Origin of the sequence: Brevundimonas mediterranea (assembly GCF_014196125.1) — a bacterium.
In the GTDB taxonomy this organism is placed as follows: Bacteria; Pseudomonadota; Alphaproteobacteria; order Caulobacterales; family Caulobacteraceae; genus Brevundimonas; species Brevundimonas mediterranea.
Map to the genome: position 1 here is coordinate 707976 of NZ_JACIDA010000001.1, position 25817 is coordinate 733792.

General features: G+C 67.2%; 22 protein-coding genes, 1 tRNA gene and 1 pseudogene. 6 read left to right on the forward strand and 18 right to left on the reverse strand.

Annotated features, from left to right (window positions below; all coding sequences use genetic code 11):
• Position 1: 1 nt before the first annotated feature.
• Positions 2 to 2290 carry a spermidine synthase gene (locus tag GGR11_RS03625; protein ID WP_183195438.1) on the reverse strand — a complete coding sequence of 763 codons (2289 nt, stop codon included), beginning with the start codon at positions 2288 to 2290 and terminating at the stop codon, positions 2 to 4.
• Here GGR11_RS03625 and GGR11_RS03630 point away from each other — a divergent pair.
• Together GGR11_RS03630 and GGR11_RS03635 are read left to right on the forward strand one after the other, a co-directional pair.
• On the forward strand, positions 2289 to 2822 hold the full coding sequence (locus tag GGR11_RS03630; protein ID WP_246331517.1) for a CinA family protein: 534 nt from the start codon (positions 2289 to 2291) through the stop codon (positions 2820 to 2822). The genes GGR11_RS03625 and GGR11_RS03630 overlap by 2 nt on opposite strands.
• Complete coding sequence (locus GGR11_RS03635; protein ID WP_183195439.1) at positions 2819 to 3061, forward strand: sulfurtransferase TusA family protein; 243 nt, start codon at positions 2819 to 2821, stop codon at positions 3059 to 3061. The genes GGR11_RS03630 and GGR11_RS03635 overlap by 4 nt, the downstream gene beginning before the upstream one ends.
• Here GGR11_RS03635 and GGR11_RS03640 read toward each other — a convergent pair.
• Positions 3058 to 3915, reverse strand: a complete 858-nt coding sequence (locus GGR11_RS03640) for a YihY/virulence factor BrkB family protein (RefSeq protein WP_372704782.1) — start codon at positions 3913 to 3915, stop codon at positions 3058 to 3060. The genes GGR11_RS03635 and GGR11_RS03640 overlap by 4 nt on opposite strands.
• Before the next feature lie 289 nt (positions 3916 to 4204).
• Between GGR11_RS03640 and GGR11_RS03645 the strand changes: the two genes are divergently transcribed.
• Positions 4205 to 5512, forward strand: a complete 1308-nt coding sequence (locus GGR11_RS03645) for a diguanylate cyclase domain-containing protein (protein ID WP_183195441.1) — start codon at positions 4205 to 4207, stop codon at positions 5510 to 5512.
• A gap of 4 nt (positions 5513 to 5516) precedes the next feature.
• Here GGR11_RS03645 and mfd read toward each other — a convergent pair whose 3' ends face one another.
• A complete protein-coding gene (gene mfd / locus GGR11_RS03650) occupies positions 5517 to 8987 on the reverse strand; it encodes a transcription-repair coupling factor (protein WP_183195442.1) in 3471 nt (1156 codons plus the stop codon).
• A complete protein-coding gene (locus GGR11_RS03655; protein ID WP_183195443.1) occupies positions 8987 to 9325 on the reverse strand; it encodes a succinate dehydrogenase assembly factor 2 in 339 nt (112 codons plus the stop codon). The genes mfd and GGR11_RS03655 overlap by 1 nt, the downstream gene beginning before the upstream one ends.
• 147 nt (positions 9326 to 9472) lie before the next feature.
• Here GGR11_RS03655 and recG point away from each other — a divergent pair, with 147 nt between their 5' ends.
• Together recG and GGR11_RS03665 are read left to right on the forward strand one after the other, a co-directional pair.
• Positions 9473 to 11560 carry an ATP-dependent DNA helicase RecG gene (recG, locus tag GGR11_RS03660; protein ID WP_183195444.1) on the forward strand — a complete coding sequence of 696 codons (2088 nt, stop codon included), beginning with the start codon at positions 9473 to 9475 and terminating at the stop codon, positions 11558 to 11560.
• A 333-nt stretch (positions 11561 to 11893) separates the two neighbouring features.
• Complete coding sequence (locus GGR11_RS03665) at positions 11894 to 12238, forward strand: hypothetical protein (protein WP_183195445.1); 345 nt, start codon at positions 11894 to 11896, stop codon at positions 12236 to 12238.
• Between the two features lie 598 nt (positions 12239 to 12836).
• On the opposite strand, the gene GGR11_RS03670 is transcribed toward GGR11_RS03665, so the two are convergent.
• The 6 genes from GGR11_RS03670 to GGR11_RS03695 all read right to left on the reverse strand — a co-directional run bounded on the left by GGR11_RS03670 (position 12837) and on the right by GGR11_RS03695 (position 18145).
• Entirely contained in the window at positions 12837 to 13598 is a 762-nt protein-coding gene (locus GGR11_RS03670; protein ID WP_183195446.1) for a TIGR02391 family protein, read from the reverse strand.
• Positions 13599 to 14088: 490 nt separating this feature from the next.
• Positions 14089 to 14883, reverse strand: a complete 795-nt coding sequence (locus GGR11_RS03675; RefSeq protein WP_183195447.1) for an MBL fold metallo-hydrolase — start codon at positions 14881 to 14883, stop codon at positions 14089 to 14091.
• A complete protein-coding gene (locus GGR11_RS03680) occupies positions 14880 to 15662 on the reverse strand; it encodes a TatD family hydrolase (RefSeq protein WP_183195448.1) in 783 nt (260 codons plus the stop codon). Before GGR11_RS03680 ends, GGR11_RS03675 begins: the two co-directional genes overlap by 4 nt.
• Positions 15662 to 16654: a DNA polymerase III subunit delta' gene (locus GGR11_RS03685; protein ID WP_183195449.1), complete on the reverse strand. Its 993-nt coding sequence runs from the start codon at positions 16652 to 16654 to the stop codon at positions 15662 to 15664. The genes GGR11_RS03680 and GGR11_RS03685 overlap by 1 nt, the downstream gene beginning before the upstream one ends.
• Positions 16651 to 17283, reverse strand: a complete 633-nt coding sequence (gene tmk / locus GGR11_RS03690; protein WP_183195450.1) for a dTMP kinase — start codon at positions 17281 to 17283, stop codon at positions 16651 to 16653. Before tmk ends, GGR11_RS03685 begins: the two co-directional genes overlap by 4 nt.
• 49 nt (positions 17284 to 17332) lie before the next feature.
• The gene (locus GGR11_RS03695; RefSeq protein ID WP_183195451.1) at positions 17333 to 18145 is read right to left on the reverse strand and encodes a septal ring lytic transglycosylase RlpA family protein; all 813 of its coding nucleotides are present in this window, start codon (positions 18143 to 18145) and stop codon (positions 17333 to 17335) included.
• Positions 18146 to 18253: 108 nt separating this feature from the next.
• On the opposite strand from GGR11_RS03695, the gene GGR11_RS03700 reads away from it, so the two are divergent.
• A tRNA-Ser gene (locus GGR11_RS03700) sits at positions 18254 to 18343 on the forward strand.
• Positions 18344 to 18871: 528 nt separating this feature from the next.
• Here the strand turns inward: GGR11_RS03700 and GGR11_RS16975 are convergent.
• The 8 genes and pseudogenes from GGR11_RS16975 to trbL all read right to left on the reverse strand — a co-directional run.
• Positions 18872 to 19960, reverse strand: a pseudogene (locus tag GGR11_RS16975) (recombinase family protein); the annotation flags it as partial.
• Entirely contained in the window at positions 19957 to 20355 is a 399-nt protein-coding gene (locus GGR11_RS03710) for an HVO_A0114 family putative DNA-binding protein (RefSeq protein ID WP_183195452.1), read from the reverse strand. The gene GGR11_RS03710 and the pseudogene GGR11_RS16975, both read right to left, overlap by 4 nt.
• A complete protein-coding gene (locus tag GGR11_RS03715) occupies positions 20355 to 20675 on the reverse strand; it encodes a toxin-antitoxin system TumE family protein (protein WP_246331519.1) in 321 nt (106 codons plus the stop codon). Before GGR11_RS03715 ends, GGR11_RS03710 begins: the two co-directional genes overlap by 1 nt.
• 591 nt (positions 20676 to 21266) lie before the next feature.
• Complete coding sequence (locus tag GGR11_RS03720; protein ID WP_183195454.1) at positions 21267 to 21497, reverse strand: DUF2274 domain-containing protein; 231 nt, start codon at positions 21495 to 21497, stop codon at positions 21267 to 21269.
• Positions 21494 to 22702 (reverse strand): TraB/TrbI/VirB10 family type IV secretion system protein, encoded by a 1209-nt coding sequence (locus tag GGR11_RS03725; protein WP_183195455.1) that lies wholly within the window; start codon positions 22700 to 22702, stop codon positions 21494 to 21496. Before GGR11_RS03725 ends, GGR11_RS03720 begins: the two co-directional genes overlap by 4 nt.
• Complete coding sequence (trbG, locus tag GGR11_RS03730) at positions 22699 to 23775, reverse strand: P-type conjugative transfer protein TrbG (protein WP_183195456.1); 1077 nt, start codon at positions 23773 to 23775, stop codon at positions 22699 to 22701. Before trbG ends, GGR11_RS03725 begins: the two co-directional genes overlap by 4 nt.
• Positions 23772 to 24455, reverse strand: coding sequence for a conjugal transfer protein TrbF (trbF, locus tag GGR11_RS03735; protein ID WP_183195457.1), 684 nt, complete (start codon positions 24453 to 24455; stop codon positions 23772 to 23774). Before trbF ends, trbG begins: the two co-directional genes overlap by 4 nt.
• Complete coding sequence (gene trbL, locus GGR11_RS03740) at positions 24455 to 25813, reverse strand: P-type conjugative transfer protein TrbL (protein ID WP_183195458.1); 1359 nt, start codon at positions 25811 to 25813, stop codon at positions 24455 to 24457. Before trbL ends, trbF begins: the two co-directional genes overlap by 1 nt.
• Positions 25814 to 25817: the final 4 nt, after the last annotated feature.

Sequence of the window (25817 nt, forward strand, 5' to 3'; positions counted from 1 at the left end):
ACTACCGGACCGCGTACTGCATCTGGCGGACCAGGGCTCCGAACAGATTGACATAGTCGTCGGTCCACGGCCGCACCCCGGTCGCTTCCAGGGTGCGCCAGCGCGGATCCTGGCGATAGGGCGCCAGGGCGGCCTCGCTCTTGCCGACGATCAGCGCCTCGGTCGAGGATTCGGACATGGAGGCCGCATCGCGCCGCTCGATATAGATCTGATGCAGGGCCGGCGCCTTCAGGGCCACCGCCGCCGCCTCGGCCGGAAGGGTGATCTCCAGGTTCCGGTTCGACAGGTGCAACACCACCACCCCCTCGGGCTTCAGCAGTCGCAGATAGCCGGCGATCGCCTCGACCGTCAGCAGATGGGTCGGCACCGCGTCCGACGAAAAGGCGTCGATGATCAGCAAATCATAACTGGCCGGCGCCTCCCGCTCCATCATCAGGCGCGCATCGCCTAGAACCGTCCGAATCGGCCCCTCGGCGCAACCATTGATGAAACTGAACCAGCGCGGGTCGCGCGACAGGCGGTCCACCATCGGATCGATCTCGAAGAAGCTCATCCGGTCCTGGGCCCGCTTATAGGCGGCCATGGCCCCAGATCCCTGCCCCACGATCCCGATGACCGCCCCGCCCGGCTTTTCGGCCTGGGTCATCAGAGCCGCTTGACCGAGGGGGGTGGAGGTGGCGTAATAGAGGGTCGGCATACAACGATACCGCGCCGCCTGCGCCTGGGCGCCGTGCAGGGTGGTGCCGTGCATCAGCACATGGACCGGTCCATCCAGCCCTTCGATCGGCGTGCTGGCCACCCGCATCACTCCGAAGAAGCTCCGCTCGGTCAGCACCCAGTCATAGCCGCGCGCCACATGATAGCCGGACCAGACCATGGCCCCGATGACCACGGTGAACATCACCGCCCGATCCCTCAAAAGGAAGGCGAACAGGGCCGCCACGCCGAGCACCGCCTGGGCGATCCGAACCAGATCATGGTCCGGCACGACGGCGCGGATATCGGGCGCATAGCGAACCAGGGCCAGGCCCAGCGGCCCCGCCACGGCGATCAGCACGCCGACGACGCAACAGATGATCTCCCATGATCGCATCTCGCGCCGCCCCCAGGGCCGCAACAGGCCCACGGCCACCAGGACCAGTGGATATTCCCACACCATGTCGAACACGACGGGCGCAATCAGGGCGTTGAACACCCCGCCCAGCACGCCCCCCAGCGACAGCAGCAGATAGAATTCCGTCAGCCGGCCCGGCGCGGGACGGCGCTCGGCCATACGCTGGTGGCACATCAGGGCCGTGAAGAAGAAGGCCGTAAGATTGACCCCGAAGACGAACAACCACTCCGTCGTCCGGAACGCCGCCAAGGCGGCGCAGGCCGCCAGGGTGCCCGCCTGGATCGCCAGGGTCAGGTGCAACGGGATGATCGGCCGCGCCTGAAAGGCGATGACGAAGGTCAGCAGATAGAGCGCCAGCGGAATGACCCACAGGAAGGGCGCCGAGGCCACGTCGGTCGACAGGTGCGCCGTCACGCCCAGCATCAGACTGGAGGGCGCCGCCGCAAGCAGAATCAGCAGGCCCTTCTCGCGCCAGACGATGCGCGGTCCGGCCGCCAGCGGGGCGGGCTCGGCCGCAACAGTTTCCCGCCGACGCCAGACGACAAGGCCCAGCCCCACGACCATCAGTACGAACAGACCGTAGCCGAGGGTCCATCCCCACCGCTGCGCCGACAGACTGACCAGGGGCTCGATCAGGACCGGATAGGCCAGCAGGGCCAGAAAACTGCCCAGGTTCGAGGCGGCGTAGAGCACATAGGGATCGCTGCGCCCCACCCGCCCGGCGCTGGCCCGCGCATACCAGGCCTGCAACAGCGGCGCGGTCGCCGACAGCACGGCGAACGGCGCCCCGAGCGACAGCGCCAGGGTCGCCAGCATCCACAGGGTCGGCGCCGAGGGATCAGGATCGCCCAGCAAGCCGCTGATCCGCAAAGGTATGAACAGGGCCGCGATCAGCAGCAGACCCAGATGGACCGCCACCTGCCGCCGCATCGATCCGATCCGTTGCAGCAGATGGGCGTAGCCATAGCCGGCCAGCAGCGCCGTCTGAAAGAACACCATCGCCGCATTCCACACCGACGGCGATCCGCCCAGGGTCGGCAGGATCAGCTTGGTCGCCATCGGCTGCACCACGAAGACCAGACACGCCGAGGTGAAGACGGCGACGGCGAACAGGATCGCGGTCGCGCGCGCGGGCCGGTCGAGGGGAAGAACGGGATCCTCGGCGACATCGGTCATGGCTCTGGTTAGAGCGGGTCTCGCGGCCTATGAAAAGATCATGTTCCCCGAAGATATTCAGCGCCTGGCGCAACAGATCGTCGCAACCGCCTCCACGCGGGGGCTGATGCTGGCCACGGCCGAAAGCTGCACCGGCGGCCTGGTCGCCGCCGCCCTGACGGCCGTTCCCGGCTCGTCCGCCGCCCTGGACCGGGGTTTCGTCACCTACAGCAACGACGCCAAACAGCAGATGCTGGGCGTGCCGGAGGCCATGCTGATCGCCCACGGCGCCGTGTCCGAACCGACCGCGCGGGCCATGGCCCAGGGCGCCGTCGCCCATTCGCGCGCCGCCGTCGGCGTGGCCGTCACCGGGATCGCCGGCCCCGGCGGCGGCTCGGAAGACAAGCCGGTCGGACTGGTCCACTTCGCCGCTCAGGGACCGGGCGGCCTGATTCATCGCCAGGAACGATTCGGCGACATCGGCCGCGACGCGATCCGTCTGGCCAGCGTCCGGATCGCCCTGGCCCTGCTGGCCGACCGCCTGGCGTCGTGACCGACCTACAAGAGGTTGAAGCCTCCGTCGTCGATGCGCGCGGCCACCTGTGCCCGACGCCCAGCCTTCGATTGATGAAGGCGATGGAGGGCGCTGCGCCGGGGCGTCGCTTCATCCTGCTGGCCACCGACCCGATGGCGCGGATCGACGTGCCCTTTCTGATGGCCCAGAAGAACGGCCGCCTGATCGCCGTGGACGAGGCCGACGGCGTCATTCGCCTTACGGTCGAGGCGGGTTAGGAGCGCGACCGGCGGCTGGCCCGCCGCTCCGACAGATCGACCACATCGGCGGGAACCGTCGGGGTTTGAGCCTTGGCGGCTTCATCGGCCTTGGCCGCAATCTCCATCTCGGTGGCGAAGGCGCCGCCGTAGAAGATGGCGTTGACGTTCCACGACAGCCAGATTAGCAGCACCACCACGGCGCCCACAGACCCATAGGTCGCCCCCAGGGGCGCGATCTGCTCCACATAGATGGCGCAAAGCCAGGACGAGATCACCGACATCAGGGTCGCCACCAGCCCGCCGGTGATCGCCGGCAGCCAAGCCACGGGCGACCTGTGGCTCATGGCGTAGCGATACAAAAGGGTCAGTCCGACCGCGAGGCCAAGCGCCGGCAGGAAGGCGTCAAGCGGCAGCAATCCGCCATCGAACTGGTCCGTCATCGGCGACGCCGTATGGGCCAGGATTCGGGCCGTCACCACAGCGCCTGACACGACCGTGAAAAGCGCGAAGGCGAAGACGGCGACGAAGAAGGCCAGAAGGTTGAACTTGAAGAAGCCGTGCGGCTCGGTTTCATCATGAATGAGATTAAGGCCCGCCAGCAAGGCCTTGAATCCACGATGGGCCGCATAGGCGCCGACGAATAATGCAAAAGCGCTCTGGGTCGAAATCGTCCGCGCAGAAGCATTGCTCAACCGGGCGATCTCATCCCGGAATATCGTCTGTGCCGCCCGAGGCAACAGGTCCGAAAGGGCGGCGGCCTGAGCGCTGACCTCGTTGATCGACAGACCCAGCTTGTAGAAACCGATCAGGATGGCGATGGCGGGAAACACGGCCAGAAGGGCGAAGAATGACACGCCGCCCGTGTAGAGCATGACGTCACGCCCCCAGCTGCGGGTGAAGGCGCGCACCGAAAGACCGCCCCAGAATCCGGGCGCTTTCAGTACCGATCGGGTCAGATGATCACTCAAGCCGGTTCCCACAACCGTTGAACAGGCGGCGAAACCTAGACCATTCCATCGGCAAGGAAAACACCATCCGCGTGTGACTCTCTTTTCCCCGTCGAGGCGCGCCAAGACATTGCTTCGTTAAGGGACGCATCGCTATGGTCCCGCGGCCTTCAAGGGGCTATGGGCGCTGCGACGTCCGGGGGAGACGACCAACTTGGCTTTCGATGCGCGTGTATTGATCCTGGCGGCTCAGGACGGCCGGCTCGGGCCGCTCGTGGCTGGGCTGGACGCCCTCGGCTGGACCACCGTCACCGCTCGCGACCTGACGTCGGCCGAGGCCACCTTGCAGGACTTCCCGCTGGACGCCGCAGTGGTGGATTTCGATTCGCTCACCCACGATGCCGTTGTGCGGCTGCGGTCTGCGGCCGAGCCGCGCAGTCTGCCGATCATGGTTGTCGGCGCGCCGCGCGGTTCCGTCATGGATGCGGACCTGGCCGTGACGCTGCCGCCTCACCCCGCCCAGGCGGCGCTGAGGCTGGAGCAGATGACCCGCGCCGCGATAGCCGAAGAAGAATTCCATCTGCGCCGCGCCACCTTCGCCGCTCGCGGCATTGATCTGGAGGCCGGCGGCGACGAACGGGCGCCGCTGCGCGTCCTGGCCGCCGGCGTGGCCGAGCGCCGGTTTCTGGCTCTGTCCAACGCCCTCACCGCCTCCGGCGTCGAGGTTGTCGCTGCGCCCACCCCCTACACAGCTTTCGACTATCTGCACGAAAGCCCGTTCGACGCCGCCGTCCTGTGGGGCGCCAAGGACCACGCCCCGGCCCTGTCGATCGCCTCGGGAATGAAGCGCAACACCCGTCTCTACCACATTCCCCTGATGCTCTATCTCCGGGACGGCAGCGAGATCAGTCTCGACGAACTGTTCAATCGGGGCTTCGCCGACGTCGCCACCGCCGACACCCCGGAAGACGAAACGGCCGAGCGTCTTCTGGCCCTGGCGGGGTCGCACCGACGTCATCTGACCATTCGCAAGGCTCTGGATTCGGTCCGGGCGCTGGCGGAAATGGACGCCTCGACCGGCCTGTTCACGCCTGAATTGTTCGCCGCCCATCTGGCGCGCGTCGCCGACGCCTCGCGCGCCCGGCGACGCCCCCTGTCGGTCTGCGTGCTGCGGGTAAGGGAGAACGAAGCCGTGACCTGGGCGCGGCAGGGCGGCTGGCTGGATCGGGCCATGCCCCAGATCGGCGCCATGGTCTCGCGCTTGGTCCGGGTCGAGGACACGCCCGCCCGCCTCGCCAAGGAAGTCTTCGCCCTAGCCCTGCCGGCGACCCGGGGCGAGGCCGCGCGCCTGGCCGCCGAACGGATCGCCGCCGTCATCGGTTGCACTGCCTTCGACGCAGGCCCCGACCGCTCGCCCTTCGTCGCCGAATTCGACGTGGGGGCCGCCGAGATGCAGCCGAACGAAAGCGCCGCCGCCCTGCTGGAACGCGCTTCCGCCGACCTGTTCGACAAGACGCGCTGAGGGTTTACGCCCCCGCCACCCGCGCCAGGTCAGCGGTGATCCGCTCCGCCACCTTCAGCCGCTCTTCCGCCGTCGGCCAATCGCCGGACACGACGATCTTCTGATCCGGCCGGATCTTCCAGAAGGCCTGGTTCTTCTGGATCAGCCCAACCAATCCAATGGGATTGGGGAAACTGTTGTCGCGCAGTGTCAGCACGGCGCCGCGCGGCCCGATGTCGATCTTCTCGATACAGGCCCGGCGGCAGTTCGACTTGATGCCGACGATCTTCAGCAGTTGCCGCGCCTCGTCCGGCAGCGGCCCGAACCGGTCGATCAGTTCGGCGGCCAGGGCTTCGCGATCCTCGGCCTGTTCCGCGTCGGACAGGCGGCGATACAGGCTGAGACGGACGTTCAGGTCCGGGACGTATTCCTCTGGAATCAGGACGGAAGCGCCGACGTTGATCGACGGCGACCAGCCACGATCCACATTGGCCCCCTCGCCCTTCTCGCGCAGCTCGGCGACCGCGTCCTCCAGCATCTGCTGGTACAGTTCGACGCCCACCTCACGTATATGGCCCGACTGTTCATCGCCCAGCAGATTGCCGCCGCCGCGCTGGTCCAGGTCGTGGCTGGCCAGCTGGAAGCCGGCGCCCAGATTGTCCAGCGACTGCAGCACCTGCAACCGCCGCTCGGCCGACAGGGTCATCGGCTTGACCGCGTCCGTGGTCAGATAGGCGAAAGCCCGCGCCTTGGACCGGCCGACCCGGCCCCGGATCTGATACAGTTGCGCCAGGCCGAACATGTCGGCGCGGTGCACGACCAGCGTATTGGCCGTCGGAATATCCAGCCCGCTCTCGACGATGGTGGTCGAGACCAGCACGTCATATTCGCCTTCGTAAAAGGCGCTCATCACCTCCTCCAGCTGGGTCGCCGACATCTGGCCGTGGCCGACCACGAACTTGATCTCGGGCACCTGCTCGCGCAGGAATTTCTCGATGGCCGGCAAGTCCTTCAGGCGCGGCGCGACATAATAGGCCTGACCGCCGCGATATTTCTCGCGCAGCAGGGCCTCGCGCACCAGAACCGGATCCCACGGCGTCACATAGGTCCGCACCGCCAGGCGATCGACTGGCGGGGTGGCGATGATCGACATCTCGCGAATGCCCGACAGCGCCATCTGCAGGGTGCGCGGGATCGGCGTGGCGGTCAGGGTCAGCAGGTGAACATCGGCGCGCAGCGACTTCAGCTTCTCCTTGTGCTTGACGCCGAAGTGCTGCTCCTCGTCGACGATGACCAGGCCCAGGTCGCGGAAACCGACCTGTTCGCTCAGCACCGCATGGGTGCCGACGACGATTTCGACCGAGCCGTCCTTCAGGCCCGCGCGCGTTTCCGCCGCCTCCTTGCCCCCCACCATCCGCGACAGTTGGCGCACCTTGACCGGCCAGCCGGCGAACCGCTCGGTGAAGGTCTTGTAGTGTTGGCGCGCCAGCAAGGTCGTCGGCGCCACAATGGCCACCTGCTGTCCCGTCATGGCCACGACGAAGGCGGCCCGCAGCGCCACCTCGGTCTTGCCGAAGCCGACGTCGCCGCAGATCAGCCGATCCATCGGCGTGCCCTTGCCCAGATCCTCCAGCACGTCGCCGATGGCGTTCAACTGGTCGTCCGTCTCCTCATAGGGGAAGCGGGCGCAGAATTCGGCGAACAGGCCCGGCGGCGGCACAACCGCGTCGGTCTCGCGCAGCGCCCGTTTGGCGGCGAGCGCGATCAGCCCCTCGGCCATGGCGCGCAGGCGCTCCTTGGCCTTTGACTTGCGCGCCTGCCAGCCGGCGCCGCCCAGCCGGTCCAGCTGCGCGCCTTCTGAATCCGAGCCGTATCGGGTCAGAAGGTCAATATTTTCAACCGGCAGATACAGTTTGCTCTCACCGGCGTACACCAGCTCGAGGCAGTCGTGCGGCGCCTGCTGGATGTCCAGCGTCTTCAGCCCCTCATACCGCCCGATGCCGTGATCCAGGTGGACCACCAGGTCGCCGGTCGTCAGGGCCGAGGCCTCGGCCAGGAAGTTCGACGCCCGCCGCTTCTTGCGCGGTCGCGCCAGCCGGTCGCCCAGGATGTCGGTCTCGGAGATGACCGCGACCTCGTCCGTCGCAAACCCATGCTCAACCGGCAGGACGCCGCGCAGATACAGGTCCTTGGGCGCCGTCTGGACGTCGGCCCAGTCGCGCACGGCGACGATATGATCCAGGCCGTGGTCGGCCAGCATGGTCGCCAGACGTTCCGACGAGCCCTCGGTCCAGGAGGCGAACAGCACCCGCTTGCCGTCGGCCTTCAGCGCCGCAGCATGGGCCGCCACCGCCTCGAACAGGTTGACGCTGTCCTGCGCCCGCTCGGCCGCAAAGGTCCGGCCCAGCCGGCCGCCCGCATCCTCGCCGCCGCCCGAGAACGGCGTAAACCGCCGCACGGCGCGCCCCGCCAGGGCCTGGTTCCAATCGCCGGCGTCCAGATATAGCGACCGGGGCGGCAGCGCGCGATTGGCCGCCGCGTGGCCCCCACCCTTGCCTTTTTGAGCCTTGGCGGCTTCCGTCCGCCCCTCATAGGCGTCGGCGATCAGATCCCACCGCTCGGCCCGCGCGCTCTCGGCCTGATTGTCGAGGAAGATTTGGGCTTGGTCCGGCAGATAGTCGAACAGCGAATCCAGGCTCTCGTAGAACAGCGGCAACCACTGCTCCATGCCCTGACGCCGCGCGCCCTCGCTGATCGTCGCGTACAGGGGATCGTCGCCCGGCGCCCCGAACAGCTTCAGATAGCCGGTGCGGAAGCGCGAGATCGCATCGGCGTCCAGCAGGGCCTCCGACACGGGCGCCAGCGACACCGCCGTCATCTGCCCCGTCGACCGCTGGGTCTCGGGGTCGAAGGTGCGGATCGATTCCAGCTCGGACCCGAACATGTCCAGCCGCACCGGCTCCTCGAAGCCCGGTGGATAGACGTCCACCACCCCGCCCCGCACCGCGAACTCGCCCCGCTCCGACACGGTCGAGGCCCGGACATAGCCGTTGGCGGCGAAATACCGCTCCAGCGCCTGGATATCGAGATCGCGGCCCACCTTGGTCTCGAACCCCGCCTGGGTCGTCACCGACTTGGGCGGCATCCTCTGCATGGCCGCGCCGACGGTCGTGACCACCAGAACCGGCGCGTCGCCCGTCTTGCGCTGGGCCAGCCGCGTCAGGGTCGCCATCCGCTGGGCGGCGATTCCCGGCGTCGGGCTCAGCCGGTCATAGGGCAGACAATCCCAGGCCGGATATTCAAGAATTTCGACATCTTGCGAGAAGAAGCGAAACGCCTGAACAAACCCGCCCGACCGCTGATAGTCGCGCGCCACGAAGACGCCGACGCCGCCATCCTTCGCGATCCGCTCGGCGACAACCAGGGCGTCCAGCCCCTCCGGCGCCCCGCCCAGATCGGCGTCGGTCCGGTGCTGCACAGTGACCTGTTGATCCATCAACCGATGCCCTTGCCGACCTCTGCGGCCACATGCTCGCGCATGAAGGCGCGAACCTTGGCCATCACGGGCGTCTCGAACTCGGGCGGCGTCGGGTCACGTTCGATGATCCAGCCGTAGAGCCACTGGTCCTCCTCGTCGATCAGCAGTTCGAGCTGATCCAGTTCGGCGTCGGTCAGAGTCGGCGCCACCTGGTCCGAAAACGGACCCAGCACCATGTCGGCCTCGCGGAAACCGCGCCGCCAGGACCGGAACTGGATACGGCCCAGCCGTTGCTTGCGGGCCAGGGCCGCTTGGTCGCCACTGTCGTCTTGGGGATGCGCGTCGATGTCGGTCACAAGAATCCTTGCCCGTTGAATATGCCAGGTGCGCTCAAGCAGAGAGCCGCCGCGCGGCGAGCGATGGCGCACCCGGAATGGAAGAAGCGCAGATAGCCTTCCTGAACGGACTTCGCCACCCGTCATGGTCACGCTATGTTCCCGGCGATGCGTCCGCAGATTCTCTTTCCCCTGTTCGCCGAGGTCTCCAGCCTGAAGGGCGTGGGCCCCCGCGTCCTGCCCCTGGTGCAGAAGGTGGCGGGTCCGCTGGTGCGCGACCTGGTCTTCCTCAGCCCCTCCGGCGTCATCGTCCGCCAGCCCATGGAGGCGGCGACCGCCGTGGACGGCGAGGTCGGAATCTTCGAGATCGTCATCGACCGCCTGTTCGTCCCCAGCCGCCCCGGCGCCCCGCTGAAGGTCCGCGCCAGCGACCCGACCGGCTTCGTGCACCTGGTCTGGTTCGGCGGCTCGCCCCAGCATATCGACCGGCTGCTGCCGCGCGGCGAGACCCGGCTGGTCTCGGGCAAGGTCGAACGCTTCAACGGCGAGGTCCAGATCGTCCACCCGGACATCGTCACCCTGGACAAGGCCGCCGACATCCCGGCCTCCGAACCCGTCTATCCGGCGACGCAGGGCCTGACCTCGCGCCAGCTGCGCAAATTGGTCCAGGCCGCCCTGCCCGCCGCCCCCGACCTGCCGGAATGGCAGGACCCCGCCTGGCTGAAGAAGCAGAACTGGCTGGGCTGGCGCGCCGCGCTGGACGCCCTGCACGCCCCGGCGGGCGAGCTGGACCTGACGCCAGACGCCCCCGCCCGCCAGCGCCTGGCCTATGACGAATTCCTGGCCCACCAGCTGGCCCTGGCCCGCCGTCGTCGCGCCCGCGAGATCAAGCCGTCGCCCGTCATCGCGCCCGGCGCCGCCTCCGACCACCTGCTCCAGGCCCTACCCTTCACCCTGACCAACGCCCAGGCCCAGGCCGTCGCCGAAGTCCGCCGCGACCTGGCGTCCGGCAAACAGATGGGCCGCCTGCTTCAGGGCGACGTCGGCTCGGGCAAGACCGCCGTCGCCGCCCTGGCCCTGGCCGACGCGGCCTCCAGCGGCTTCCAGTCCGCCCTGATGGCCCCGACCGAAATCCTGGCCCGCCAGCACTACGAGAAACTCGGCCCCCTGCTGGAGTCGGCCGGCGTCGCCTCCGTCCTGCTCACAGGCCGCGACACCAACGGCCAACGGCGCGAGAAACTGGCCGCCCTGGCCTCCGGTCACGCCCAGGTCGCCATCGGCACCCACGCCCTGTTCCAGGACGCCGTCCGCTTCGACCGCCTGGCCCTGGCCGTCATCGACGAACAGCACCGGTTCGGCGTCAGCGAGCGCCAGCGGCTTCAGGCCAAGGGCGACCCCCGCATCGGCGCCGTCCACCTGCTGACCATGTCGGCCACCCCCATCCCCCGCACCCTGGAACTGACCCAGTACGGCGAGCTGGAGGTCAGCCGCCTGATGGAGAAGCCGCCCGGCCGCACCCCCGTCACCACCGCCGTCGTCCCCCTGGTCCGGATCGGCGAGGTCGCCGCCCGGCTGAAGACGGCGCTGGACGCCGGCGCCCAGGCCTATTGGATCTGCCCCCTGGTCGCCGAATCCGAGGCCATCGACTTAGCCGCCGCCGTTGACCGCGCCGACGACCTGCGCCGCCTGCTGGGGGTCGAGGTCGGCCTGGCCCACGGTCAGATGCCCGGCGCCGAGCGCGAAGCCGTCATGGCCGACTTCGCCGACGGCCGCATCCCCCTGCTGGTCGCCACCACCGTGGTCGAGGTCGGGGTGGACGTGCCCAACGCCTCGATCATGGTCATCGAACACGCCGACCGCTTCGGCCTGGCCCAACTGCACCAGCTGCGCGGCCGCGTCGGTCGCGGCTCAAAGGCCAGTTCGTGCATCCTGCTGTACGGCGGCCAGGACGGCGCCCTCGGCGAAACTGCGAAAGAAAGACTGGAAACCCTGCGCCGCACCGAGGACGGCTTCGTCATCGCCGAGGAGGACTTCCGCCTGCGCGGCGGCGGCGACCCCCTGGGCCTGAAACAGAGCGGCTTCCCCGCCTACCGTTTCGCCGACCCGATCCGCCACCGCTCCCTGATGCTGGCCGCCGCCGACGACGCCCGCCTGATCCTCAACCGCGACCCCGACCTGGCGTCCGAGCGCGGCCAGGCGGTGCAGGTGCTGGAGGAGCTGTTCGACTGGAAGGGGCATAAGGCGGGGGCGGATTGAGGGTCGTCCTAGCCCCATGCCCCATGCCCGACACCTCTCGCCCGACACCCCACACCCCACACCCCACGCCCGTCATCCTAGGCCTTGTGCCTAGGATCCATAGACTCAGACGCCAGGAGCCACCGCACATCCGCCACCCGCGCTCGGCGCTACACACCGAGCGTATGGACCCTAGGCACAAGGCCTAGGATGACGGTGATCAGACCTGTCCAGCCCGTCTGCTGATGTTCCACATGTCGGCTTTCGGTCGGAACGCTGGATTCCGCTTTCGACCCATTGCGGACATTACGGCCCGCTCGCAGTGTGCTGTTTAATGTACTTATGAGGCACGCCATGAGAATACTGATGCTGAGCCTGGGGATCGGAGGCTCCACTGATCGCGCTGGGCGGAGTGACGATGGATCAGCCCGACGCCACGCCGCATTCCAAGCCGCGTTTCAGCTTGGTCCGGCTTGGCATGGCGGACAGGGAGCCATCTTTCTGAAAACGGACAAGAGCGTTGGTGACGCCTATCAGCACGTGCTGCGGGTGTTAGATGATCGCGACCTCTTGCTGGTAATCGAGCTTCCAGAGTCGGCGGACGTGAGTTTCTCAGGACTGCGTTTCGACGAAGAAGGGTTTGATGAGATTTTTCCGGCGGCGACCGAAATCCAACACCTGAACGAGTGGCGGGGATAAGCCGACGAAGAGATGGCCGCGAACGGCCGCTTCCCACCCCTATCGGAAGTCCGCAACGTCCGCTCCTGGCAAGGGCAACCGATGTCCGCTTTCGGGAAGTGAGCCAACTTCGCAAATCGACCCGTTGCGGACATTCAGGGCAAGTGGCACGCTTGAGTGATGGATGACTTGAAAGCAGTTCTTTTCGACGCCCGGAGTTGGCTTGATATGCAACCGGAGCCGCAGGAAGGCTCCGCTACTTGGTATGGCTTCAACAATCTGCGGAAGCTCGTCGCGTCCCTCGAAGCCGACCCATCTGCGCCAAGTCTCGAACGAGCCTGTCACGCCTTGGGGTGGCACGTCAGCGACCAGTATGGAGCCTACGAGGAACTACCAACCATCGCTCACTTCAACGACCGCGTGAGGCAGATTGCCAAGGAAATGCGACGAGCCGAGTAGGTCCGCTTTCCACCCTTAGCGGACGCAAACCGCGACCGCACTTTAGCCTGAAGGCCAACGCCTGCTTTCAGCCTCTAAGGCCAAGACCAAACTCGACCCATTGCGGACATCGGCACCGCACTACTCCCGCTGTCAAAGGCGCTTTTGGGTAGGACTGTCTCTACCGGTGAAGACGGCCCTCCCGCGCGTCGATGAGGCTGAGAAGGTAGCTCGCGAACATAACCACCGCTGCTGCTTCACGCGGATCGTCCATATTAACGTCTCGATGCGATTGTGGGTTTTTGATTGCCCCTAACGCACCAGAAAATAGGTTCCGGATGGCAACCTTTTCGCCTTCTTCGCTATCGTGATCGGTTAGGGGTCCATTTTCTATGTGAAAGGCTACGCCCGCTAGCCTGACGCCCAGAAGATCGGGTCCCGCGCCACTTGCCTGTCGCAGCCGGACTTCCACACGCTTCATGGCGCGGTAAACAGCGTTGTCGAAGTCGCCTCGCAGAAAGTCCATCCAAACTTGCTCGGCCAAATCCGGGTGAAGGAGTTGTCTAGGCAAAGCGCGTGCAGCTTGGAAGTTGGCGATACCCTCAGGCGTAGCGATATCCGCCGCTCGCCGCGCCAGCTGTCGCCATCCGTTTTGCCCGTTTGTGCCCTCGGAAGGAATAATCAGGCCCTGCCCCTCCAGCCATGCCCATGCCTCCCGAATCGCAAACAACACTTCGCCGTTGCGAGCTCCGCCCCAAGCCGCGGGCCCCGCGTTTAGGGATCCCCTGATACCGTCTAGGTACCCGATGATCGTCACGCCTGCCCCGAGATGCCAGTCAGGCTCGTCAAGAATGGTGCGAATGATGCTTCCGCCGAGTTCCTCCGGCCCTAAGGCGAGGAGCGCATCTGCCGCAGGGATTAGTTGTTCGAGGGGGTGAGTCATCAATGCACAATAACAGAGCTCGGTGGCCGAATCTTATCGTCTAGTGTCCGCTACCCACCCCCGAACAGATGTCCGGCACGTCCGCTTTCCAGCGCGGCCCCGCCGAATACAAATGTGAGGAGAGAGCTTCGTATAGATGAGCCAAGGAAGGCAAACGAAGGTCATCTCTCCCAATTTGTCGAACTGAACGTAATCATTTCAACACCCTAACGCGCCCGAACGGCCATCGACCAACCACGCGTCCAGACCGTGTTAGCCTCGTCGTCCGGTCTTTGACATCGGGCGCGCGCCGCAGTCCGCCTGCGGCGTCCGCTCCCCATCAACGCCACAGTCGTCGCCCCTGGCACGTTTGGCGCATTTGGCGCATTTGGCACCCTGTTTTCGCGCCAAACCGACCGGCCTCAGCCGATCATAAGGCCACAGCGGTCGCCCATGGCGCATTGGCGGTTTGGCGGTTTGTCACCCTGTTTTTACGCCAAACCGACCAGCCTCAGCCGATCATGCAGCGCCAGCCGTCGAACCCGACCTCGACATTGGCCGGAACAATCGCCGACAGTTCCTTGTAATCCATGTCGATATGCAGGTTCGTCAGCACGGCCCGCTCGACATCCGCCGCCGCGATCCACTCCAGCGTCCGGTCCAGATGGGCATGGGTCGGATGGGGGGTGTAGCGCAGGGCGTCGACGATCCAGATCTGGCACCCCGCCACCGCCCGGATCGCCGCCTCGTCCAGGTCCGACACGTCGCTGGAATAGGCCATGTCGCCCAGCCGATAGCCGACCGACCGGATCGGCCCGTGCCCCTGATCAAAGGTCACCACCGGAATCGCGCCCCCCGGCCCCTCCACCGACCAGGCCATTCCGTGCGGCGGAATGACCTGGGCGTCCAGCAGCGGCGGATAGCCGAACTGGCTCTCGAAGATATAGTCGAACCGGTGCGACAGGGACGTCAGGGTCGCCTCATCCATCCAGGCCGGGATCCGCTTGCGCGCCCGCGTCGCGAAGGTCCGCAGGTCGTCGATCCCGTGGGTCTGGTCGGCGTGGTCGTGGGTATAGAGGACGGTGTCCACATGCCGCGTCCCGCTGGCCAGCATCTGTTCACGCAGGTCCGGCGAGGTGTCGATCAGCACATTGGTCACGCCGTCGGATCCGGTCTTGCGCGCCAACATGGAACAGCGCATCCGGCGGTTCCTCGGCTCGGCCGGGTCGCACACGCCCCAGTCGCCGTCGCCGCGCGGCACCCCGCCCGATGATCCGCTGCCCAGGATGACGACTTCGAAACTCATACGGGCCTCGGTATCCGGTCAAAGAGGCCGAAGAAGGCCTCGGTGGTTCTCTGGTCCGCCTCCTCGGCGCTCCAGCCCCGGATCTCGGCCAGCTTGCCCAGCACATGGCTGATATAGGCCGGCTCGTTGCGCCGCCCCCGATGCGGGATGGGCGCCAGATAGGGGCAGTCGGTCTCGACGATTATACGCTCGGCCGGCATGTCCCGGATCACCGCCCGCACATCCTCGGCCGCCTTGAAGGTGGCGATCCCCGAGACCGAGAACCAGGCCCCCAGTTCCGCGGCGATTCCCGCCAGTTCCGCCCCGCTGGTGTAGCAGTGCATCAGCATCTTGAACGGCCCGGCGGCGTGCTCCTCCTTCAAGATCGCCCCCATGGCCTCGTCCGCCTCGCGGGTATGGATCACCAGCGGCAGGCCCGTCTCCCGCGCCGCCGCCACATGCTGGCGAAACACCGCCGCCTGAATCTCGCGCGGGCTGAAGTCATAGTGGAAGTCCAGGCCGCACTCGCCGATCCCGACGACCTTGGGCCGCTGCGCCAGCTCGATCAGGGTCGCCGCCGTCAGGTCCGCCGCATCCTTGGCCTCGTGCGGATGGACCCCGACCGTGCACCAGATGTCGGGGTTGGCCATGGCGATCCCATGGGTCGCCTCGAAGCTGGTCAGCTTGTCGGAGATCTCGACCATCAGACCGACCCCGGCCTCGCGCGCCCGGGCGATCACGTCGTCCCGATCCTCGTCGAACTGGGGCGCGTGCAGGTTCACATGACTGTCGATCAGCATCAGCCCATCCGCGCCTGCTGGGCCTGGACCCGCCTCAGGTCCGCCAGCGCCCCGGCCAGCACATCGGCCTTGTCCAGGTTCAGCCCCGCCGCCCGCTCCGGCAGGGGCTGCAGCCGCTCCCACAGCTCGGCCCAGCGGTTGCCGGCGCCGGCGGGGCTGCTCAGGGCCCGCATCCGCACCGCCGCGATCAGCCGGTCCATCAGGGTCTCGAACCGCTCCTGCCCCTCCGCGCCCCGGAACTTGTCGGCGATGGCCAGGGCCTCGGCCCGGTCCACATCCCCCTCGACCCAGCGCCGCGCCAGTTGGTCCATCTCGAAGGTCGCGCCCGACGCCAGGGCCAGGGCCGCGCCCGGCGATCCGCCCGCCATGGCCGCCGCATGCTCGGCCTCCTCCGGCTCCGCCCCCGTGCGGTTCCGCACCAGGGTCTCCAGCCGCTCCGGCGTCCAGATGGGGAAGCTCAGCCGCCGACAGCGTGACCGGATCGTGGCCAGCAGCCGCCCCGGAGCATGGGTGACCAGGAACAGCACGCCCCGCTCGGGCGGCTCCTCCAAGACCTTCAGCAAGGCGTTGGCCGCGTTGATGTTCAGGTCGTCGGCCGCATCGATGATCGCCACCCGGTGCTGGGCCTGGGACGGGCTCTTTGAAAAGAACTCGGGCAGGTCGCGTGACTGATCGACCGAGATCGACTTCTTGGTCTTGCCGCCCTCGACCAACCGTTCCAGCACCAACAGGTCCGGATGGGATTGCGCCGAGATCAGCCGGCTGACCGGATCCTCCCGCCGCGCGCCCAGCGGTCCATGCGCCGGATCCGCCGCCGCCCCCAGCAGCCGCCGCGCCGCGCGATAGGCGAAGGTCGCCTTGCCCGTCCCCTCGACCCCGCACAACAGCCAGGCATGGTGCAGCCGCCCCCGCTCCCAGGCGTCCAGGAATGCGACCTCCGCCGCTGCGTCGGGGACCAGGTCGAACCGGTCGCGGGGATGGTCTTCGCTCACAGCAACCGGTCCTGAACCGCCCGCCACACTCGAGCCTCCACCTCGTCCAGCGATCCCACGGCGTCGATCAACACGCACCGCTGGGGATTGGCCTCGACGATGCGCAGAAAGCCCTCGCGCAGTCGCTGGTGGAACTCCAGCCCCTTGGACTCAAACCGCGTCTCGAACAGGCCGCGCCCAAAGGCCCGCTCCAGCCCCACCTCGACCGGCAGGTCGAACACCAGGGTCAGGTCCGGCTGATCGTCCCCGACCACGCCCGCGTCGATCTGTTCGATAAAGCTCTGCGGCACCCCGCCGCCCGCGCCCTGATAGGCCCGACTGCTGTCGGCGAACCGGTCGCACACGACCCAGTCGCCGGCCTCCAGAGCCGGCCGAATGGTCCGCTCCAGATGGTCCGAGCGCGAGGCGTACATCAGCAGGGTCTCGGTCATGGCCGACCAGGGCTCGGCCTCCGTAGCCACGACCAGGTTGCGGATCACCTCCGCGCCCTTCGATCCGCCCGGCTCACGCGTCCGCACGATATTGCGTTCGCCCAGAACAGGCTGAAGCCGCTCGACCAGCCGTCCGACCTGAGTCGACTTGCCGGAGCCCTCGCCGCCTTCGAAGCTTATGAATTTTCCACGGGTCACGCGCCTTCATGGCGCGCGCGGCCCGCCGGACGCAAGCCCGTGCGCGCGATCAACTGCCCGATATCAACAGGGCGCCGACATAACCCTTCGCCACGACGGATTGGCGCGCGGCTTCAGCCGCATTGGCGCTCTCCCACGGACCGACCACGACATTATACCGCCCGCCATTCCGGTCGGCGCGCACCCATCCGCTCAAACGCTCCGCGATTCGGCTCGCCTCGCCCTGGTCCGAGAAGGTCCCCGCCTGCACCCAGAAGCTCGCGACCGCCGCAGCGACAGCCACCTGAGGGGGCGCGGGAATGGGCGCCGGCGTCGGCCCTGGCGACCGGGTCGGCGCATCCGCGCGCAGGATCGTCCCGCCGCCCTGGCGAGGCGCGCGCCCCAGGTACCGGACCCGCACCCGCCCGACGCCCTGTGACAACATCCCCAGTTCCTGCGCCGCCTCGCGGGACAGGTCGATGATCCGGCTGTCCACGAACGGCCCCCGATCATTGACCCGCACCACCAGCCGGCGGCCGTTCTCCAGATTGGTGACCTCGACCAGCCCCGGCAGCGGCAGGGTCTTATGGGCCGCCGTCAGTTGGTGCATGTCGAACCGCTCGCCGCTGGAGGTCGGTCGCCCGTTAAAGGCGTCGCCGTACCAGGAGGCCATACCGACCTCCTCGTAGTCCGGCTGCTCCTTGGGCGTGTACCAGCGTCCTCGCACCTGATAGGGCCGCATCGTCCCCGACACGATCGGCGCCGGATCCTTGACCACAGGAATTCCGCTCGCGCCGCCTTTGCCGCCGACGGTCGAACAGGCCGCCAGCAGCGCGAACAGGCCCAGGATCAGGGCGCTGCGCATCCATTGTCCGGTCGTCATCGGTCGCACCTCGCCTCGATCCTCAAAAACAGGATGACCGAAGACATTTCCGCTTTGGTTAATGCGCCGTTCGCCTGCTATGGCGTCCGCCTCCGCTCAGCGCGGCAAGGAAGTGTGGCCGAGTGGTTTAAGGCACTGGTCTTGAAAACCAGCGACGGTGAGAGCCGTCCGTGGGTTCGAATCCCACCGCTTCCGCCACTTCAGAACAGAACTGGGCACGCCGATAGCCGCCGATTTCCCGCCCGAGGCGGCAGCGAGCGTCCTGAGCAGGTTGCTCTTCGATCCCATGATGCGGACTTCGCCCTCGGCAACCTCGACGCGCTGGGCCAGTGCGCGCAGGTGATCCCGCCGATAGCCGCCGCCGTCCAGCCTGATCCGGCTGCGAGCCGTTCCGGCGAACTTCCTGACCATCTTGGGCGTGATGGCTTGCTGGCCCGCGCTTTCCAGCATGGCGGAAGCCCGCTCGGCATCGACCTGGGACTGATCTCGAATCGCCTTGAGGCCGGCGATGCGCTCCTTCAGTGCCGGGTCGTCCAGATCGGCCACGCCCGACTCGATGGCGTCGTATAGCCGCTTGAGGCGAAGGTCCGTCTCGGCCGCTCGCCGGTTCAACTCGGCGATATGCTCGCGCCGACGCTCCGAGCGCTCCTGCCGCCGGTCGAGGACGGAAGCGAGGACGTGTTCCAGCCTTTCGGGCTCCAGCAGCCGGTCCTCGATATGGCTGGCGACGAGACCGTCCAGCTTCTCCATGGGGATCGAACGGCCCTTGCAGCCGGTCTCACCCTGCCGCGCCTTGATCGAGCAGGTGTAGTAGCGATAGCGCCCGCTCTTGCCGGTGCGCAGCGTCATCGCGCCACCGCAGTCGGCGCAGAAGCAGATGCCGGTCAGGAGCGTCGGACCGCTGACGACGCGGGCGGGCATGACCTTCGGATTGCGTGAGCGCAGATGTGCCTGCACGGCGTCGAAGGTCGCCTGGTCGATCAGCGGCGGCACCGCCACGGCGATTACTTCGCTGACAGGCTTAAGTTCCTTGGTCTTGGACCGCTTGTTGAACTCGTGCTGGCCGATATAGGTCTTGCGGGTCAAGATGCGGTGAAGCTGTCCGATCCCCCAGCGTCCGCCGTCACGGGTGAAGATGCGCCGGGCGTTGAGGTAGGTCGTGATGGCCTTCACGCCCAAGGGACCGGAGGTGCCGTCCCCCTCCAGCGCCAGCCTGTAAATCAGCCGCACCGTGTCGGCGTGCAGCGGATCGATCTCCAGCTTCTTCTTGACCTTGGTCCCGCGCTGCTCGGCCGCGACGACGCGGTAGCCGATCGGCGGCAGCGAGCCGTTCCAAAAGCCCTGCCGGGCGTTCTCCTTCAAAGCGCGCAAGACGTGTTTGGCGTTCTCCTTCGACTGATACTCGTCGAACAGCGCCATGATCTGGCGCATCATGACGTGCATCGGGTCGTCGCCCAGCTCCTGCGTCATCGAGACGAGCTTGACACCGTTCTTGGCGAGCTTCCTGACGTAGAACTCCAGCTCGAAATGATCGCGGAAGAAGCGCGAGAAGCTATGGACAACGACGATATCGAAGGAAGCCGGCTTGCTGGTGCCAGCCTCGATCATCCGCTGGAATTCGGGCCGGCGGTCGTTGGTCGCCGACGCGCCCGGCTCTACGAAGGTTTCGACGAGCTGGTAGCTGCGCGTAACGCAATAGGCTTCACCCTGCCGCTTCTGGTCGGGGATCGATACGTCGTGCTCGGCCTGCCGCGCCGTCGAGACGCGCAGATAAAGGGCGGCGCGCGTCGCTATGCCGGTCTGGAGCACGGTCATCGCCGGCCTCCTGCCGCCGCCAAGGGCTCGGTCTGCTCCGTCAGTGGCAGTTCCAGCGCCACCCGGTCATGCACCACCCTGGGCGCTAGCCTGCGGCCCTCACCCTTCTCCATGCGGATCAGGCCGTAACCCGCCATGGTCTTGAGCGTGCGCGACAGGTTGGACTTGGCTCGTCCGGTGATCTCGGACAGTTCCTCAAGCGAGCCCGGCGCCTTCTCCGCGATGACGCGAAGCAAGTCGCGGTTGCCCGCCGACAGCACCTTGGCGAAGGACTCGGTCGAGGTGAACCACACCTTCGGCTCGTCCGCGCCGGGGCGCTCCTCGCCACGGGCGATCCGCATCGTGCGCGCCTTCATCTCGTCGTAGTCGGCGATCCCGACCTTCAGCGTCGTCATCAGATGACTCCTCGTACCTTCAGCACCGCGTCCACCGTCTCCCAGAAGTCGGCCATGAGCGTGCCGGCGTCCTGGTAGTCGTAAGGCTTCACGGTGCGGAGCCGGTGCCGATGATCCTGCGGCTCGCCGCGCTTCCGGCGACCGACGGGATGGGCGTTGTCGAACCCGACCAGCCGTTCGCCCGAAGGCCCGTGAAGCGTGAGCGAGTAATCCAACCCGTGCGGCTTCTCCGGCGAGACCGGCACCGTCGTGACGACGAACTTCACCCAATGGCCACCGTCCGGATCGACGACGAGCACCTGGCCGTCGAGGTCCAGCAAAGCGTCCAGGCTCGGATCGCGAACCTCTCTCACGGCACATACTTATCAGTGCGAGATAACATCGTCAAGTCACCTGTTCGTCGGGACGGCCCGAACACAGGTCGTCGAGGGCGTCACAGAATCACGCCTCGGACACGTCCACCGCGCGTTCCCAAACAGCAGGGACCGAGGCCGGCCGTCGATCATGTGCCAGGTCTGGCCTCTTCACCGGCACGGCCCAAACAGCTCGTCGAACAGGTCGCCGAACCACGCCTCGAACACGTCGATCTCAGCCTCTGAGACCGGCACGCGCTCGGGCCAGTCATCGGTGACGCGCCACGTCTCAACATCGTGCTTCCGTGGCCGGCCGAGACGAGGCGCGGGTATTCGGGCGTAGTCGTAGAGATCGTCGGGCAGGATGCCGGGAACGGCGCACCGGGGACGGCCTCTGCTGCGATGGGCGCGCGCTCGGGACATTCCGACAGGATCGCCCGAAGGGCCGGCACGCAGAACAACCCAATCCTACGCCATGGTACGCTTGGCATCCCAATTCTACGCCATGCTAGGCCTTTGCGGCGGCACGGGGTGACGGGCAGAGAGGCCGAAGCGCTCCTAAGACGAGCCTGCCGACGCACGCCGGGCCTTCGCAAAGGCCCGATCCGTCGCCATGAACCGCTCCAGCATCGGGACAATGAGCTTGACGGGATCGGCAACCGGCTGTCCCGTGGCCCGGCCGAGCGCCTCGGCGTAGGCGGTTAGATCACGATGGACGGATGCCGGCAGGTCGACAGTGAGCTTGACGGGCTTGTCCTCGACGAGCGGGCCGAGCTTGAGCTTGGTCATGGTGTTGCTTCCTGCCCGTAGGGCGCCAACACGAGATCCCGGTTGACGATGACGCGCACGGGGAAACCCTGCCGGATGGTCAAAGTGGGTTTGATGTTGAGCTGGCGTTGCACGATCTGCTGGCCGGTTTGGCTGATCGAGTCCTGCGCGCTGTCGCGGATCGCGGCGGCGATGTCGTCCTCGTTGGAGTTGCGCCCGAGTTCCGCGCCGACGCCGAGCAGCGTCGAGAGCGCGGCCGCCCGGAAGAGTTGGCCCCAGTGAAAGTCGACCTCGTCCTCCAGACCGGAGAAGCCTTGCGCGTCGGCGCCCTGCTGGCGCTCGAGAACGATGGACTGGCCGTCCGGCAGGATAATGCGGTTCCACACGAGCAGCACGCGGCTCTGCCCAAACGCGACCTGGCTGTCATACTGGCCGATCAGGCGGGAGCCCTGCGGGATCAGGAGGTGCCGTCCGGACGGGGTGTCATAGACATGCTCCGTGATCTGGGCGGTGATCTGGCCGGGAAGATCGGAGCGGATGCCGGTGATGAGCGCGGCCGCGATGACGCTCCCCGTCTGCACCACATAGGGGGATGCGGCCGGCACGAGCCGATCGGCCGAGACGGTGCGGCGATCGACCGGGCCGTTGACGAAGGCGAGTTGGCGGTCCGTCGCGCTCGGCGTGGCCGGTTGCGGCGCGAGACCAAGGGCGGTGAGGTCGGGCATAGGCAGCGGATTGGCGCTCGGTGTGTCTCCAGGCATTGCCGGAACGGCGCGCGTTTCCGTGCCGGAAAAGAGACGGCTCAATCGCGCGGCCTCGATCTCCTGCAAGCGGCGCTGTTCTTCTGGGCTGATGCCGGGCGCCGGCATCGGGCCGGTAGCGGGCACCGGCTGTCCGCGATTCTGCGCGTCGAGGATCGGTCGGCCGAGATCGCCGGGCAACGGCGGACCAAGCTGCGGGACGGCGCTGTAATCGCGCGGCAGGCCGGCGAGACCGTCCGCCGTGGTGCGGCTCTCGGTCGAGTAAAGCTCCTCGTTGCCGGGGTCGCCATCGCCCGTCTGAAGCGCGTAGATCAGCGCCCCGGCGATGGCGATGCCCGAAACGCCGCCAAGGCCGATCAGCACCTTGCGGGACAGGCGTGTGACGCGCGGGCGCTCGGCCCGCAAGCGCAGGTCCGGCGTTGCGACGGCCGCGTCGTCGGTGCCGGCTTCCACCCCGTCCGTCATGAGCGCGGCCTTCCATCGGTTCGGATGATCCGGACACGCCGCGCGGAATTGCCGTCGCCGAGGCGCAATTCGGCGGCGGCGAACAGGCGGTCGACGACATAATAGTTCTGGCGGACGCGGTAGTTGACCAGCTCGGAATCCCCGCCCGCGCCGATGACGAAGAGCGGCGGCATCTCGCCCTGCCGGATACCGGACGGGAATTCGATATAGACCTTGGCGCCGTCGTCGAAGGCGCGCAGCGGCCGCCAGGCCGGCGTGCCGCCTTCGATCGCGTAGCGGAAGTTCAGCGCCGAGACGTCGACGCCCGAGGCTACTGGCTGGGCGGCCTGGGCCTGCGCGCTCTGGCGGCGTAGCGCGATGAGCTGATCCTGCGGATATTGCCACGATACGGACGCCATATAGGTGCGCTCGGTAGAGCGCAGCTCCATGTGGTAGGTGCGGCGATCGGTGTTGATGACGAGGTTGGTCATCAGGTCCGCGCGGGTGGGTTTGACCAGGATGTGAATCTGGCGCGTGGCGCCCGATCCACTCTCGGTATCGCCGATGATCCAGCGCACGGTGTCGCCCGCTGCGACCGGGCCGGAGCCGACCAACTGCTCACCGGGCTGGAGCGCGATGTCGGTGATCTGGCCGACGGCGGTATAGACCTGATAGAGCGCGCCGCCCGTGTAGGGATAGACCTGCATGGCGTTGATGAAGCCGTCGCGCACCGGCTCGACGCGGGCTGCGACGTTGGCCTGATTGACCCGTGCCGTCGGCTCGCGCGGCTCGGCCGGCCGGCGCGATTCCTCGACCGGCTTCATCTGGCCGGGCAGCGGCAGGGGTCGCGGTAGTTCAATCACGGTGACGGGCGCCGGCGGATCGACGGTCTGCACGGCGGGCGCGGCGTTGTCGTAGTCGATGTCGGGTGGAATGAATTTGCTGGTCGCACACCCCGCAAGCGCGGTCGCCGACAGCAGCACGAACGGAAGAGCGGATTTACAGACAGCCGCCAACCCGCCTTTGCGGATCGCCGGAATGACGGTTGTCGGGCGAGCCGGGTTGCCGGCTTCGTTGAAAGACGGCAGGTTCATTGCCCCAGCTCCTTCGACCAGTTGATGGCGTTGATGTAGATTCCGAGCGGGTTCCGTCTCAGCCGCTCGGCATCGCGAGGCGGCTGGATGACGACGGTGAGGATCGCCGTCCACCGCTCTGTGGTGGCGAGCTGGCCGTTCTCGTAGCGGCGCTCGGTCCAGGCGACGCGGAACGAGTCCGGCGAGGCGCGGATGACGCTCGACACCTCGACGGCGATCTGCTGGCGGCCGACCCGCGTGAAGGGATCGTTGGCGCGGGCGTAGTCATTGAGCGCCATGGCGCCGCGATCGGTCGTGAACTCATAGGCCCTGAGCCAATTCTGGCGCACGATGATCGGATCGGCCGGGATCGAGCGGACCTGCTCGATGAAACGGCTGAGATGGAAGGCGACCTGCGGATCGGTCGGGCGATAGTCGGCTTGCGCCGGCGCGACGGCCTGGGCTTCGCCGAGCCGGTCGACCTGTACTACCCAGGGGACGACGGTTCCCCGCGCCGATTGCCAGACCAGCGCGCCCGCGAAGCCGCCGGCGAGCAGGAGCGAGCCGAAGGCCGCTAGCCGCCAGTTCTTCGCCTGGACGCGGGCGGAACCGATCCGTTCGTCCCAGAGCTGGGCGGCCTTCTGATAAGGGGTTTCGGGATCGGGCGTTTTGCCGTAGCGGATGGACGGGCGTTTGAACATCAGCGGTCGCTTTCGGAGAGGTTGATGGAGGAGCCGCCGCCATGGCTGTCGCCGGAGCGGATGGCGTGGCCGACGGTCATTGCGCCGTGGCTCAGTGTCTGGGAGCGCTTCATGCGCTTGGCCCATGCAGGCGGGCCGTCGGAGGGTGCCGTTGACGAAGCGCCGGCAGCCTCAGTGCCGCCGCCGATCGTGCCCTGGGTCGAGGAGCCGCCGGTGGCGACAAAGGCGGCGGCGCCGCCTTTGTCGAAGCTCTGCTTCATCGACCCGGCGGCTCGGGACATGGCATTCTTGACGGGCTGCGCCGCCGCGCCGGCACCCGCTCTGGCGACACCGCCGAGGCCGGAGGCGACGCCCGCCGCGCCGGATTGGCCGGCGGAGGCGAGGCTGTAGGAAGTTGCTGCCCCGCCTGCCATCGCCGCGCCACCACGGGCAGCGGCAGCTCCTCCGGACAGCGCGGCAGCGCCGCCGCGCAGCGCCATCCCCCCGGCCGCGCCGCCCGCCATCATCGCGCCGCCGACGGCAAGACCCGTGCCGACGGCCGCGCCGGCGCCAAGTTGAGGGCCGCCGGAGACGAGGCCGTTGGCGATGCCGGGACCGAAGATGCCGAGGCCGAGAAGGGAAAGTGCTGCCAGCACGATCGCCATGGCGTCGTCGATGGACGGCTGGTTGCCGCCGAAGCCTTGGGTGAATTCGGCAAACAGCGTCGAGCCGATACCGATGATCACGGCGAGCACCAGCACCTTGATGCCCGACGAGATGACGTTGCCCAGCACCTTCTCCGCCATGAAGGCGGATTTGCCGAACAGGCCGAAGGGGATGAGCACGAAACCGGCGAGCGTCGTCAGCTTGAACTCGATCAAGGTGACGAAGAGCTGGATGGCAAGGATGAAGAAGGCCAGCAGCACCAGCACCCAGGCGAGCAGCAGGCACGCGATCTGGATGAAGTTCTCGAAAAAGGCGATGGGGCCGAGGAGATCGGATATGGCGGCAAGCAGCGGCCGGCCTGCATCGAGCCCGGTCTGGGCGACGCGACCCGGACGCATGAGGTCGGCTGTGGTGAAGCCGGTACCGCTCGCCTGAAGTCCAAGGCCGGCGAAGCTCTCGAAGATGATCTGGGCGAGATTGTTCCAGTTGCCGATGATGTAGGCGAAGACGCCGACGAACAGGGTCTTCTTGACCAGCCGCGCGAGGATGTCGTCGTCGGCGCCCCACGACCAGAACAGGGCGGCGAGCGTCACGTCGATGACGATCAACGTCGTGGCGATGAACGCCACCTCGCCGCTTAGCAGGCCGAAGCCGCTGTCAATGTAGCGGGTGAAGACCTCCAGAAATCGGTCTATGACGCCGGTGCCGCCCATGATG

Excerpts from the sequence above, each read along its gene's own strand:
- recG (WP_183195444.1), top strand. The coding sequence starts at position 9,473 with ATGCGTCCGCAGATTCTCTTTCCCCTGTTCGCCGAGGTCTCCAGCCTG.
- GGR11_RS03640 (WP_372704782.1), bottom strand. The coding sequence starts at position 3,915 with ATGCTCTACACGGGCGGCGTGTCATTCTTCGCCCTTCTGGCCGTGTTT.
- GGR11_RS03665 (WP_183195445.1), top strand. The coding sequence starts at position 11,894 with ATGAGAATACTGATGCTGAGCCTGGGGATCGGAGGCTCCACTGATCGC.
- GGR11_RS03625 (WP_183195438.1), bottom strand. The coding sequence starts at position 2,290 with ATGACCGATGTCGCCGAGGATCCCGTTCTTCCCCTCGACCGGCCCGCG.
- mfd (WP_183195442.1), bottom strand. The coding sequence starts at position 8,987 with ATGGATCAACAGGTCACTGTGCAGCACCGGACCGACGCCGATCTGGGC.
- GGR11_RS03680 (WP_183195448.1), bottom strand. The coding sequence starts at position 15,662 with ATGCTGATCGACAGTCATGTGAACCTGCACGCGCCCCAGTTCGACGAG.
- GGR11_RS03675 (WP_183195447.1), bottom strand. The coding sequence starts at position 14,883 with ATGAGTTTCGAAGTCGTCATCCTGGGCAGCGGATCATCGGGCGGGGTG.
- GGR11_RS03670 (WP_183195446.1), bottom strand. The coding sequence starts at position 13,598 with ATGACTCACCCCCTCGAACAACTAATCCCTGCGGCAGATGCGCTCCTC.
- GGR11_RS03695 (WP_183195451.1), bottom strand. The coding sequence starts at position 18,145 with ATGACGACCGGACAATGGATGCGCAGCGCCCTGATCCTGGGCCTGTTC.
- trbF (WP_183195457.1), bottom strand. The coding sequence starts at position 24,455 with ATGTTCAAACGCCCGTCCATCCGCTACGGCAAAACGCCCGATCCCGAA.
- GGR11_RS03630 (WP_246331517.1), top strand. The coding sequence starts at position 2,289 with ATGGCTCTGGTTAGAGCGGGTCTCGCGGCCTATGAAAAGATCATGTTC.
- trbG (WP_183195456.1), bottom strand. The coding sequence starts at position 23,775 with ATGAACCTGCCGTCTTTCAACGAAGCCGGCAACCCGGCTCGCCCGACA.
- GGR11_RS03720 (WP_183195454.1), bottom strand. The coding sequence starts at position 21,497 with ATGACCAAGCTCAAGCTCGGCCCGCTCGTCGAGGACAAGCCCGTCAAG.
- trbL (WP_183195458.1), bottom strand. The coding sequence starts at position 25,813 with ATGGGCGGCACCGGCGTCATAGACCGATTTCTGGAGGTCTTCACCCGC.
- GGR11_RS03710 (WP_183195452.1), bottom strand. The coding sequence starts at position 20,355 with ATGACGACGCTGAAGGTCGGGATCGCCGACTACGACGAGATGAAGGCG.
- GGR11_RS03725 (WP_183195455.1), bottom strand. The coding sequence starts at position 22,702 with ATGACGGACGGGGTGGAAGCCGGCACCGACGACGCGGCCGTCGCAACG.